Annotated in this window: 16 protein-coding genes and 1 pseudogene; 1 reads left to right on the top strand and 16 read right to left on the bottom strand. The window is 63.9% G+C overall.

The annotated features are described in order from the left end of the window. Positions 1-451 (top strand): annotated as a pseudogene (locus PO883_RS29765) (hypothetical protein); the annotation flags it as partial. Positions 452-501: 50 nt separating this feature from the next. Here PO883_RS29765 and tatC read toward each other — a convergent pair. The 16 genes from tatC to PO883_RS29845 all read right to left on the bottom strand — a co-directional run bounded on the left by tatC (position 502) and on the right by PO883_RS29845 (position 11,697). Next, positions 502-1,257 carry a twin-arginine translocase subunit TatC gene (gene tatC / locus PO883_RS29770; RefSeq protein WP_289312991.1) on the bottom strand — a complete coding sequence of 252 codons (756 nt, stop codon included), beginning with the start codon at positions 1,255-1,257 and terminating at the stop codon, positions 502-504. Further along, the gene (gene tatB, locus PO883_RS29775) at positions 1,258-1,743 is read right to left on the bottom strand and encodes a Sec-independent protein translocase protein TatB (protein ID WP_167086045.1); all 486 of its coding nucleotides are present in this window, start codon (positions 1,741-1,743) and stop codon (positions 1,258-1,260) included. It lies immediately after the preceding gene. Between the two features lie 48 nt (positions 1,744-1,791). Further along, positions 1,792-2,010: a Sec-independent protein translocase subunit TatA gene (gene tatA, locus PO883_RS29780; protein WP_289313010.1), complete on the bottom strand. Its 219-nt coding sequence runs from the start codon at positions 2,008-2,010 to the stop codon at positions 1,792-1,794. 87 nt (positions 2,011-2,097) lie between these two features. Then, positions 2,098-2,469, bottom strand: coding sequence for a histidine triad nucleotide-binding protein (locus PO883_RS29785; protein WP_289312992.1), 372 nt, complete (start codon positions 2,467-2,469; stop codon positions 2,098-2,100). Between the two features lie 42 nt (positions 2,470-2,511). Beyond that, positions 2,512-2,850 carry a phosphoribosyl-ATP diphosphatase gene (locus PO883_RS29790; RefSeq protein ID WP_167086042.1) on the bottom strand — a complete coding sequence of 113 codons (339 nt, stop codon included), beginning with the start codon at positions 2,848-2,850 and terminating at the stop codon, positions 2,512-2,514. Then, complete coding sequence (gene hisI / locus PO883_RS29795) at positions 2,847-3,290, bottom strand: phosphoribosyl-AMP cyclohydrolase (protein WP_289313011.1); 444 nt, start codon at positions 3,288-3,290, stop codon at positions 2,847-2,849. The genes PO883_RS29790 and hisI overlap by 4 nt, the downstream gene beginning before the upstream one ends. A 12-nt stretch (positions 3,291-3,302) precedes the next feature. Further along, positions 3,303-4,064, bottom strand: a complete 762-nt coding sequence (gene hisF, locus PO883_RS29800) for an imidazole glycerol phosphate synthase subunit HisF (RefSeq protein ID WP_289312993.1) — start codon at positions 4,062-4,064, stop codon at positions 3,303-3,305. Between the two features lie 16 nt (positions 4,065-4,080). Beyond that, entirely contained in the window at positions 4,081-4,857 is a 777-nt protein-coding gene (gene hisA / locus PO883_RS29805) for a 1-(5-phosphoribosyl)-5-[(5-phosphoribosylamino)methylideneamino]imidazole-4-carboxamide isomerase (RefSeq protein WP_289312994.1), read from the bottom strand. A 40-nt stretch (positions 4,858-4,897) separates the two neighbouring features. Then, the gene (gene hisH / locus PO883_RS29810; protein WP_289312995.1) at positions 4,898-5,536 is read right to left on the bottom strand and encodes an imidazole glycerol phosphate synthase subunit HisH; all 639 of its coding nucleotides are present in this window, start codon (positions 5,534-5,536) and stop codon (positions 4,898-4,900) included. Positions 5,537-5,606: 70 nt separating this feature from the next. Further along, positions 5,607-6,197 carry an imidazoleglycerol-phosphate dehydratase HisB gene (hisB, locus tag PO883_RS29815; protein ID WP_167086038.1) on the bottom strand — a complete coding sequence of 197 codons (591 nt, stop codon included), beginning with the start codon at positions 6,195-6,197 and terminating at the stop codon, positions 5,607-5,609. An 11-nt stretch (positions 6,198-6,208) separates the two neighbouring features. After that, positions 6,209-7,303 (bottom strand): histidinol-phosphate transaminase, encoded by a 1,095-nt coding sequence (gene hisC, locus PO883_RS29820; protein ID WP_289312996.1) that lies wholly within the window; start codon positions 7,301-7,303, stop codon positions 6,209-6,211. Between the two features lie 63 nt (positions 7,304-7,366). Further along, positions 7,367-8,182, bottom strand: a complete 816-nt coding sequence (locus PO883_RS29825) for a site-specific DNA-methyltransferase (protein WP_289312997.1) — start codon at positions 8,180-8,182, stop codon at positions 7,367-7,369. Beyond that, the gene (hisD, locus tag PO883_RS29830) at positions 8,179-9,501 is read right to left on the bottom strand and encodes a histidinol dehydrogenase (RefSeq protein WP_289312998.1); all 1,323 of its coding nucleotides are present in this window, start codon (positions 9,499-9,501) and stop codon (positions 8,179-8,181) included. Before hisD ends, PO883_RS29825 begins: the two co-directional genes overlap by 4 nt. Continuing rightward, the gene (gene hisG / locus PO883_RS29835) at positions 9,498-10,184 is read right to left on the bottom strand and encodes an ATP phosphoribosyltransferase (RefSeq protein WP_289312999.1); all 687 of its coding nucleotides are present in this window, start codon (positions 10,182-10,184) and stop codon (positions 9,498-9,500) included. Before hisG ends, hisD begins: the two co-directional genes overlap by 4 nt. 11 nt (positions 10,185-10,195) lie before the next feature. After that, positions 10,196-11,446, bottom strand: a complete 1,251-nt coding sequence (gene murA, locus PO883_RS29840; protein WP_289313000.1) for a UDP-N-acetylglucosamine 1-carboxyvinyltransferase — start codon at positions 11,444-11,446, stop codon at positions 10,196-10,198. 14 nt (positions 11,447-11,460) lie between these two features. After that, positions 11,461-11,697: a BolA family protein gene (locus tag PO883_RS29845; protein WP_073222979.1), complete on the bottom strand. Its 237-nt coding sequence runs from the start codon at positions 11,695-11,697 to the stop codon at positions 11,461-11,463. Position 11,698: the final 1 nt, after the last annotated feature.

An 11,698-nucleotide genomic window follows, 5' to 3' on the forward strand; every position in this document is an offset into this window, starting at 1 on the left:
GCCGCCACCGAACGAATTCAGCCAGCTGCGCCAGGAAGTGGCCGGCCTGCGGCGCGAAGTGGCCGAGTTGCGCATGATGCTCACGCGCGCACCCGGCGCCAGCGCGCCCCCTGCGTTGGCGGCGCCGCAAGCGCCCGAGACGCCGGCGGTGGCGCCGTCCGAAACCATGTTCCGTGCCGAGCAGGTCGATCCGGCGTGGAGCATGTATGCGACCTCGGCCGTGCGCGCGGCGCTGGCGCGTGCCAATGCCGGGCTCGAATCGCAGGTGCGGCGGCTCGAATGCCGCAGCAAGACCTGCCGCGTCGAAATCAATCCGACGAGTGCCGAGCTGCTGGAAAGTTCGATGGGGGCCGTGCTGGCCAATGTGGGGTCGGCGATACCGAATATGACGGCGACCCAGGTGGGCAGCGATGACGGCAGCGAGGCGACGGTGCTGTACCTGACGCGCTAGCCCCGCCTTGGCGCGCCGCCTTGGCGCCCCGCCGTGGCGGCCGGTGACTGTTACACCGGCTCTTGCGGTGGCTGGGTGGCGCGCACGAAGGCCGGCGCCACCAGCAGGCCCAGCTCGAACAGCAGCCACATCGGTATGGCCAGGGCCAGCTGGCTGACCACATCCGGCGGCGTGACGATGGCCGCGATCACGAAGGCGCCGACGATGGCGTACGGGCGGATTTCCTTGAGCTTGGCCACGCTGACGATCCCCATGCGCACCAAAATCACCACCACCACCGGCACCTCGAAGGTCGCGCCGAAGGCCAGGCACATGGACATGACGAAATCGAGATAGTTCTCGATATCGGGCGTGACCGCGATCGAGGTGGGAGAAAAGTCGGAAATGAACTTGAACACGCGCCCGAACACGAAGAAGTAGCAGAACGCCACCCCGCCCATGAACAGGAACGAAGACGACACCACCAGCGGCAGCACCAGGCGTTTTTCGTGCTGGTACAGGCCGGGCGCGACGAAGGCCCAGACCTGGTAGAACACCCACGGCAGCGCCAGGATCAGCGACAGCACCAGGGTCACCTTCATCGGCACCAGGAAGGGTGAAATGACGCCGGTGGCGATCATCTTCGAGCCGACCGGCAGCGAGGCGATCATCGGCTCGGCGATGATGTCGTAGATATGGGCCGGCCCGGGCCAGATCATCAGCGCGATGCAGACGATGGCAACCCCGATGGTGGCCTTCACCAGGCGGTCGCGCAATTCGACCAGATGAGAGATAAAGGTCTCTTCGCCCGCAGCTTTGTCTGTCATTTAAAAGAACGAAGAGGTGTTGGAGGAACGCGGGCGGAATTTTTTCACGCGCGCGGCACCCGACATGATGTGGGCCTTGCCGCCGTGGCGCTGCTTGTACCAGCCCGGCACGGCCGAGTTGCGCACCAGCTTCTTGCGGCGGAAATCGCGCGCCTTGCGTTCCAGGTCGCTCATGGTCGCGCTCGGCGCCGTCGACGAGGGCAGGTCGCGCCAGGCGGCATCGACATCGTCGATGTTCTGGGCGATGGTGTTTTCGACGCTATCCTTGATCGACTGGGCCGTTTCCTGCACTTCCTTTTGCAGGTTGCGCAGTTCGTCGAGCTCGATCTCGCGGCTCACCTCGGACTTGACGTCGTGCAGGTAGCGCTGGGCGCGGCCGTACAGGGTCCCCGCCATGCGTGCCACCTTGGGCAGCTTTTCAGGGCCGATGACAACAAGTGCAACCACGCCAATGATGGCGAGTTTAGATAATCCAAGATCGATCATGGCGTCTGGAAGTGTCTGTCAGCGGGCGTGCGCGGGCACGCACGCCGGTCAGGACTTCGTTTTCTCTTTCGCTTCGGCGTCGATGGTGGTCTTGTCCACGACCTGGCCCGGCGCGGACGGCTTGTCGTCCTCGCCGCGCACGCCATCCTTGAAGCCCTTGACGGCCTTGCCGATATCACCACCCATATTGCCGAGTTTCTTGGTGCCGAACACCAGCACAACGACAAGCAACACGATCAGCCAATGCCAAACACTCAGTCCACCCATCATTTTCTCCTCGCGAGGCGCGCGCGCCCGAATTCGTGAAAGCTTACGCCGGTATTCTACGCGATGCCGGGGGTTCCTGCCTGATTCTCAGCGCTGGCCGGGCCACGGGCGCGGACCGCCGTACATATGCAGGTGCAGGTGATAGACCTCCTGGCCGCCGTCCGGACCGCTATTGATGAGGGTCTTGTAGCCGCCGCCCGGCTTGCCGTCGGCGTCATAGCTCACTTCACAGCCATGCTCTTTGGCCAGCTTGGGCGCCAGCGCCAGCATCTTGCCGAGCAGCGCGACATGGGTTTCGTTGCATTCGGACAAGGTCGCGACGTGCAGCTTGGGAATGACCAGCAGGTGCACCGGCGCGGCCGGGTGGATATCCTTGAATGCCAGCAACTCTTCATCTTCGTAGACTATGCTGGAAGGAATTTGCTTGGTGGCGATTTTGCAAAAAAGGCAGTCGGTCATGGCGGGTTTCCGTGGGCGTTGGGGGTGGGCGCTGGTCGCGCTTCAGCTGGGGCGGGCGGCTTTTTCGGCCAGGCCGGACAAGCCTTCGCGGCGCGCCAGTTCATCGAGCACCTGCTGCGGGGCCAGATCGAACTGGGCCAGCAGCACCAGCGAATGGAACCACAGATCGGCGCATTCGTACAGCACCTTGGACGCGTCGCCATCGACACGCGCATCTTTCGCGGCCATCACCAGCTCGGTGGCTTCTTCGCCGATTTTCTTGAGGATCGCATCGTCGCCCTTGGAAAACAGGCGCGAGACATAGGAAGTGGCCGGATCGCCGCCGTTTTCCAGCTTGCGCGATTCGATCGTTTGCGCCACGCGGGCGAGGGTCTGGCTCATGGTGTGTTCTTCTTGGGATTGGTGTAGATCGTTTCCGGATCCTGCAACACCGGATCGGCGACCTGCCAGTCACCGCTCTTGGCGTCGCCGTCGAACTTCTGGAAGAAGCAGGAATGGCGCCCCGTATGGCAGGCGATCGAACCGGCCTGCTCGATTTTCAGCAGGATCACGTCTTCGTCGCAGTCGAGGCGGATTTCGCGCACCGTCTGGATGTGGCCCGACTCTTCGCCCTTGTGCCACAGCTTCTTGCGCGAACGGCTCCAGTACACCGCCTCGCCCAGTTCCACCGTGCGCGCCAGCGCGTCGCGGTTCATCCAGGCGAACATCAGCACATCGTTCGAGCCGACTTCCTGGGCGATCACCGGCACCAGGCCGTTTTCGTCCCACTTGACCTTTTTCAGCCAGCTGAAATTGGCCGCACTACTCGTTACGGCAGGCATGATCATGTCGGTCTACTCCAAACGCATGGGAATGCCCCGCGCGGCCATGAAGCGCTTGGCTTCACCGACCGTGTGCTGCCCATAGTGAAAAATACTGGCTGCCAGGACCGCATCGGCCTTGCCGATCTTGATGCCGTCGGCCAGGTCCTGCAAGCCGCCCACGCCGCCGGATGCGATCACGGGAATGCCGATCGCGTTCGACACGGCGGCCGTCAGTCCCAGGTCGAAACCGACCTTGGTGCCGTCGCGGTCCATGCTGGTGAGGAGAATTTCGCCGGCGCCCAGGCGCTCCATGTTGATCGCCCACGCGACCGCATCGAGACCGGTGGCGCGGCGGCCGCCGTGGGTGAACACTTCCCACTTGCCGGGCGCGGTCTGCTTGGCGTCGATGGCCACCACGATGCACTGCGAACCGTGCTTTTGCGAGGCCTCGAACACCAGCTCGGGATTGGTCACGGCCGAGGTGTTCATGCTGACCTTGTCGGCCCCGGCGTTGAGCAGGCGCCGCACGTCGTCGACCTTGCGCACGCCGCCACCGACGGTGAGCGGGATGAACACGGTGGAAGCCACCGCTTCGATGATGTGCAGGATCAGGTCGCGCTCGTCGGAGGACGCCGTGATGTCGAGGAAGGTGATTTCGTCGGCGCCCTGCTCATCGTAGCGGCGCGCGATTTCGACCGGGTCGCCGGCGTCGCGCAGCTCGGTGAAATTGACGCCCTTGACGACGCGGCCATCGGTCACGTCGAGGCAGGGAATGATGCGTTTTGCAAGCATGGTGTGTTCTTCCGGCTTACGCCAGGTCGCCTTCGGTGAGTTCGTCGGCGCGCATCTGGGCTTCGGCCAGGTTGATCGTGCCCTCGTAGATCGAACGGCCGCAGATCACGCCCTCGATGCCTTCGTCCTGCACCGCGCACAGGGCTTCGACGTCGCCCAGGTTGTGCAGGCCGCCGGAAGCGATGATCGGGATGCGCACGGCCTGGGCCAGCTTGACGGTCGCTTCGATGTTGATACCGCCCATCATGCCGTCGCGGCCGATGTCGGTGTAGATGATCGATTCGACGCCGTAGGCTTCGAACTTGGTAGCCAGGTCGATCACTTCGTGGCCGGACATCTTGCTCCAGCCATCGGTGGCGACCTTGCCATCCTTGGCGTCCAGGCCGACGATGATGTGGCCGGGGAAGGCGCCGCAGGCATCGTGCAGGAAGCCGGGATTTTTTACGGCGGCGGTGCCGACGATGATGTAGGTGATGCCGTCGTCGAGATAGCGCTCGATGGTGTCCAGGTCGCGGATGCCGCCGCCCAGCTGGACGGGGATCTCGTCGATATCGTTATCGACGGCGAATTCCTGCACCACCTGCAGGATGGATTTGACGGCGGCTTCGTTTTTCGGCTTGCCGGCAAAGGCGCCGTTCAAGTCCACCAGGTGCAGGCGGCGCGCGCCCTGCTTGAGCCAGTGCAGCGCCATTTCGGCGGGGTCTTCGGAGAAGACGGTGGCAAGTTCCATATCGCCCTGTTTGAGGCGAACGCAGTGACCGTCTTTCAGGTCGATGGCAGGAATGAGCAGCATGATCGGTTATCGCTTATCGCTTGGTTGGGTGGGTGGTGAATCAAGGATTCCAGTGAACGAAGTTCTTGTACAGCTGCAGCCCCGCGCCGGCGCTTTTCTCCGGGTGGAACTGGGTCGCGAAAATATTATCGCGTGCGACGGCGCAACAGAACGGCGCGCCGTAATCGGTTTCGCCGGCGGTGAGGCTGGCGTCGTCGGGCTGGACATAGTAGCTGTGCACGAAATAGAAGTAGCTATCGTCGAGGATACCCTGCCACAGCGGATGCTGGCGCACTTGTTTCACGCGGTTCCAACCCATCTGCGGCACCTTGAAGCGCGAGCCGTCCGGCTGCAGGCGGCCATCGAGCTGGAAGCGCACCACTTTGCCGGGCAACAGGCCCAGGCCGGGGGTGTCGGCTTCCTCGCTGGCGTCGAACAGCATCTGCTCGCCCACGCACACGCCCATCACGGGACGGGTTTTGGCGGCGCGCAGCAAGGCTTGCTCGACGCCGGACTGGCGCAGGCTGGCCATGCAGTCGCGCATGGCGCCCTGGCCGGGCAGGACGATCCGGTCGGCGCTATCGATGGCGGCAACGTCGCCGGAAATAAGTACCTCGGCTTCGGGAGCGACGGCGCGCAGGGCTTGCGCCACCGAGCGCAGATTGCCCATGCCGTAGTCGACCACAACAATTTTATTCATAGCAATTCAATTTGATGGTGCACCGTCGTCCCCGCGCCTTGGCGCCGGGGCGACGCGACAGTGGATGACGTTACAGACTACCCTTGGTCGAAGGAATCGTCCCAGCCGAACGCGCATCGAGTTCCGCAGCCATGCGCAACGCGCGGCCAAAGGCCTTGAACACGGTTTCGCACTGGTGGTGGGCGTTCTCGCCGCGCAGGTTATCGATATGCAGCGATACCAGCGCATGGTTCACGAAGCCCTGGAAAAACTCATGCGCCAGGTCGACATCGAAGCTCCCGATCATCGAACGCTTCCACGGCACGTGCATTTCCAGGCCCGGACGGCCGGAAAAATCGATCACCACGCGCGACAGCGCTTCGTCCAGCGGCACATAGGCGTGGCCATAGCGGCGGATGCCCTTCTTGTCGCCGATCGCCTTGGCCACCGCCATGCCGAGCGTGATGCCGGTGTCTTCCACCGTGTGGTGGGCGTCGATATGCAGGTCGCCCACGCATTCGATATCGAGGTCGATCAGGCCGTGGCGCGCGATCTGGTCGAGCATGTGGTCGAGGAAAGGCACGCCCGTGTTGAGCTTTTGCTGGCCGGTGCCATCGAGGTTGATCGCGACGCGGATTTGCGTCTCGTTGGTGTTGCGCGTTATGTCTGCGGTGCGGGTCATGGGAGGCTCGGTTAGTGCGAAGTCAGCGATGCCTTGATGGCATCCAGGAAAACAGCATTTTCTTCAGGTGTGCTCACGGTCACGCGGATGCATCCGCCCAATCCGTTTATTTTACTCACATTTTTGACCATCACCTTGTCGGCGTGGAGGCGTGCGCATGACGCATCGACATCGGGCAGGCGCACCAGCAGGAAGTTGGCGGCCGACGGAAATACCGTCACGCCGGGCAGCGCGGCCAGGTCGGCCGCCAGCTGTTCGCGCGCGGCGATGAGCAAGGTCGCCTGGTCGTTCAGCACCTCCAGGTGATCGAGCGCGAATTCGGCGGCGGTCTGGGTGAGCACATTGATGTTGTAGGGCGGACGCACTTTCTCGAACTGCGCCAGCAGCTGGGGCGCGGCGCTCATGTAGCCCAGGCGGATGCCGGCCAGGCCCAGTTTCGAGACGGTACGCATGACGACCATGTTCTCGAACTCGGGCAGGCGCTCCATGAAGGAGGTGCGCGCGAACGGGCCGTAGGCTTCGTCGACGACGACAATGCCGGTGTCGCCCACGGCCTGGATGATCTCGACCATCTCGGCCGGGTCGAACAGGGTGCCGGTCGGGTTGTTCGGATAGGCCAGGAATACCAGGGCCGGCTTGTGCTCGGCGATGTTGGCGAGCATGCTGGCCTTGTCGAGCGTCATGTCGGCACGCAGCGGCACGCCGACGAATTCGGCACCGGCCAGCATGGCGGAGCGCGAAAACATCACGAAGCCGGGCGTGGGCGCCAGGATCACGGGACGGCGCGCGCCGCCGGAAACGGCGGTGGCCATGATCGAGATCAGTTCATCGGAGCCGTTGCCGAGGATGACGTCGTAGCCATCGGGGATGCCCAGGCGGGCGCAGATCTTGTGCTTGAGCGTGGCGTTGCTGGGCAGCGGGTAGCGGTTCAGGACCGCGGCGGCCAGGCGATGGCCCAGTTCTTCGCGCAGGTGGGCAGGCAGCGAGTAAGGATTCTCCATCGCGTCGAGTTTGATGTAGCCGTCGGCGTCGGGGACGACGTAGGCCTGGTCGGCCTGGATCTCGGGACGGATCGTGTTGGCGATCAGCGTGTCGATGAAACTCATGCTGCTTTGCTCCTTAAGTTAGCGTCGCTGGCGGTGGTGGTGATGGCGGTGGTGGGAACAACGTTACACATTTTCAGCCTGCACAGTCTTCTTGGCCGGCTTGCGCTTCTTGACCATTTCCTGCTCCGGCGGCGACGCCAGTCGCGCTGCGATGATCTCGCAGTACGCGGCATTGAGCTCGAAGCCGACAAAATTGCGCCCGCAGCGCTTGGCCGCCATGGCGGTGGTGCCGCTGCCCATGAACAAATCCATCACCACGCCATCCGGCGGGCACGATGCCTTGACCATGCGCTCGATGATCTCGAGCGGCTTCTGGGTGGGGTGGTCGGCGCGCTCCGGGTGTTCGCGGTGCAGGCGCGAGACGCTCCACAAATCCTTGGGGTTGTAGCCCACTTCCAGCCACTTGGCGCCGACGAAAATCGAGCGCGAGCGGGCCTTCTTGGTGACCGCGTCATACGGGATGCGCACCGCGTCCAGGTCGAAGTAGTAATCCTTGCGGTTGACGAAGAACCCGATCGTGTCGTGCACCGAACTGAAACTGCGCACGCTGCCGCCCATCGACGGCACCCGGCGGTCCCAGATAATCTCGTTCATCATCGTCATGCGCTGCTTGAGCATGACGAAAATCTCGGGCGAAAAGCGCCACGTCAAAAAGATGTACAGGCTGCCGTTGGGTTTGAGCTTGGGCAGCGCCTTCGAAATCCATTGCTCGGTCCACGCCAGATAATCGGCCACGCTTTGCTGGTCGGAGTCGTTGCCGTAGTCCTTGCCGAGGTTATACGGCGGGTCGGTCAGAATCAGGTCGATGGAACCGTCCGGGATGCGCGCCAGTCCGGCCAGCGCATCCTCGCAAAATACCTGATTGAGCCAGTCGCTCATGCCGCAGGTCGCAATCGGAGTTCGGCGCTGCGGGCGTGCGCCTGCAAGCCTTCGCCATACGCCAGTTCGGCCGCGACCTTGCCCAGCGTTTGCGCACCCGCTTCGCTCACGAAAATGACGGAGGAACGCTTCTGGAAGTCGTACACGCCCAGCGGCGACGAAAAACGCGCGGTGCGCGAGGTCGGCAGCACGTGGTTCGGACCGCAGCAGTAGTCGCCCAGCGACTCGGACGAAAAACGCCCGAGGAACATGGCGCCGGCGTGGCGGATGCGGTCGGCCCACTGCTGCGGGTCCTCGGCCGAAATCTCCAGGTGCTCGGCGGCGATGGCGTTGGCGATGTCGCACGCTTGCTGCATGTCGCGCACCTTGACCAGCGCGCCGCGGTCGGTCATCGAGGTGCGGATGGTGTCCGCGCGCGGCATGGTCGGCAGCAGCTTGTGGATGCTCGCTTCGACGCGCGCGATGTAGTCGGCGTCAGGACAGAGCATGATCGCCTGCGCCAGTTCGTCGTGCTCGGCCTGCGAAAACAGGTCCATCGCGACCCAGTCCGGGTCGGTGCTGCCGTCGCACAGCACCAGGATTTCGGACGGGCCGGCGATCATGTCGATGCCGACGGTGCCGAACACGCGCCGCTTGGCCGCGGCCACGTAGGCGTTGCCCGGACCGACGATCTTGTCGACCGGGGCGATGCTGGCGGTGCCGTAGGCCAGCGCGCCGACTGCCTGGGCGCCGCCGATGGTGATCACGCGCGTCACGCCCGCAATCGCGGCGGCGGCCAGCACCATCTGGTTCTTCACGCCGTCGGGCGTGGGCACCACCATGATGATCTCAAGCACGCCAGCCACCTTGGCCGGCACCGCGTTCATCAGCACCGACGAGGGATACGCGGCCTTGCCGCCCGGGACGTAGATGCCGACCCGGTCGAGCGGGGTGATTTTCTGGCCCAGCACCGTGCCATCCGGCTCGGTGTAGGTGAAGCCGCGCAGTTCTTCTTTTTGCCGCTCGTGGAACACGCGAATCCGTTCGGCCGCCGTTTCCAGCGCCGCGCGCTGGGCTGCCGGGAGCGAATCCAAGGCGGCCTGCAGTTCGGCTTGCGGCACGTCGAAGGCGGCCATGCTGGCGGCGCCGCCGGGAATGCGGTCGAACTTGTTGGTGTATTCGAGGACGGCGGCGTCGCCACGATGTTTGACGTCATGCAGGATCGCCGCCACCGATTTTTCAATCGCTTCATCGGTGGACGCTTCGAAGGCCAGCAGGGTAGCGAGGCGTTGTTGGAAGTCCGGCTGGGCCGAATCGAGGTGGCGGATCTGGATGGTCATGGTGACTTGGCTTGGTTATTGAGTTTCGAGGCGCGTTCAAAGGCCTCGAGGATCGGTTGCAAACGCTCGCGCTTGAGCTTGAGCGCGGCCTGGTTCACCACCAGGCGCGAGGAGATGTCCATGATCTCTTCGACTTCGACCAGGTTGTTGGCGCGCAGCGTGCTGCCGGTGGAAACCACGTCGACAATCGCGTCCGACAGGCCGACCAGGGGCGCCAGCTCCATCGAGCCGTACAGCTTGATCAGGTCGACGTGCACGCCCTTGGCGGCGAAGTGCTCGCGCGCGGTCTGGACGAACTTGGTGGCCACGCGCAGGCGCGCGCCCTGGCGCACCGCCTTGTCGTAGTCGAAGCCGGCGTTGACGGCGACCGACATGCGGCATTTGGCGATATTCAGGTCGATCGGCTGGTACAGGCCTTCGCCGCCGTGCTCCAGCAGGACGTCCTTGCCGGCCACGCCGAAATCGGCGGCGCCGTACTGCACGTAGGTCGGCACGTCGGACGCGCGCACGATGATGACGCGCACGTGCGGATCGTTGGTCGCCAGGATCAGCTTGCGCGAGGTCTCCGGATTTTCGGTGACGATGATGCCGGCCGCCGCCAGGAGCGGCATGGTGTCGTCGAAGATGCGGCCTTTCGACAGCGCCAAAATCAGGGAGTTGGCCGGATTACTGAATGTACTCATCGATGTATTCTTTATTTGATGCGGACGATATCGGCGCCCACCGCCGACAGTTTCACTTCCATGCGGTCGTAGCCGCGGTCGAGGTGATAGATACGGTCGATGATGGTGGTGCCTTGCGCGGCCATGGCGGCGATCACCAGCGAAGCCGAGGCACGCAGGTCGGTCGCCATCACGGGCGCGCCCACCAGCCGGTCCACGCCCTTGACGTGGGCGGTGTTGCCCTCGGTCTGGATCGAGGCGCCCAGGCGGTTCATCTCTTGCACGTGCATGAAGCGGTTCTCGAAAATCGTCTCGGTGATGCGGCTGCTGCCCGAGGCGATCGTATCGACGGCCATGAACTGGGCCTGCATGTCGGTCGGGAAGCCCGGATATTCGGTGGTGCGGAACGAGACCGGCTTGGGACGGCCGCCCATCTGCGCGCGGATCGAAGCGGGACCCATGGTCATCACCAGGCCAATCTCGCGCAGCTTGTCGAGCGCCACATCGAAGTAGTCGGTGCGGGTGTTCTTGAGCAGGATGTCGCCGCCGGTGGCCGCAACGGCGCACAGGAAGGTGGCCGCTTCGATGCGGTCGGAGATCACCGCGTGTTTGGCGCCGTGCAGTTCGGCCACGCCCTGGATCACCAGGCGATCGGTGCCGATGCCCTCGATCTTCGCGCCCATGGCGACCAGCAGGTTGGCCAGATCGGTCACTTCCGGCTCGCGCGCGGCATTTTCCAGGATCGTTTCGCCGTCGGCCAGGGTCGCCGCCATCAGCAGGTTCTCGGTGCCGGTGACGGTGATCATGTCGGTGCGGATGCGCGCGCCCTTGAGCTTTTTGCACTTGGCGTAGATGTAGCCGCCTTCGATGGTGATCTCGGCGCCGAGCGCCTGCAAGCCCTTGATGTGCTGGTCGACCGGACGCGAACCGATGGCGCAGCCGCCCGGCAGCGAGACCTTGGCTTCGCCGAAGCGCGCCAGCAGGGGGCCGAGCACCAGGATCGAGGCGCGCATGGTCTTGACCAGCTCATAAGGCGCTTCCAGCGTGGTGATGGCGCTGCCGTTGAGGGTAAGCTTTTCGTCGTCCTGCGACACCGCCAGGCCGGTCTGGGCCAGCAGCTTGAGGATGGTCTTGACGTCGTGCAGGCGCGGCACGTTCGACAGTTCGAGGTCGCCCGAGGTGAGCAAACCGGCGCACAGGATCGGCAGGGCCGCGTTCTTGGCGCCCGAAATGACGATTTCCCCTTCGAGGCGCTTGCCTCCGACCACTTGGAGCTTGTCCATGCTTATATATCCTTTTATCCTTGGTATTCTTCAGGGGTGAGCGTTTTCATCGACAGCGCGTGGATTTCTTCGCGCATGCGGTCGCCCAGCGCCGCATAGACGATCTGGTGGCGCTGGATCGGGCGCTTGCCGGCAAACGCCGGCGAGACGATGACGGCGGTGAAGTGCTGGCCGTCGCCCTCCACTTCGAGGTGGGTGCATTCGAGACCGGCGCTGATGTAGCCGTGGATGAGTTCTGGTGTGGTAGCCACG

Source organism: Massilia sp. DJPM01 (assembly GCF_030348125.1).
Taxonomy (GTDB): Bacteria; Pseudomonadota; Gammaproteobacteria; order Burkholderiales; family Burkholderiaceae_D; genus Telluria_A; species Telluria_A frigida.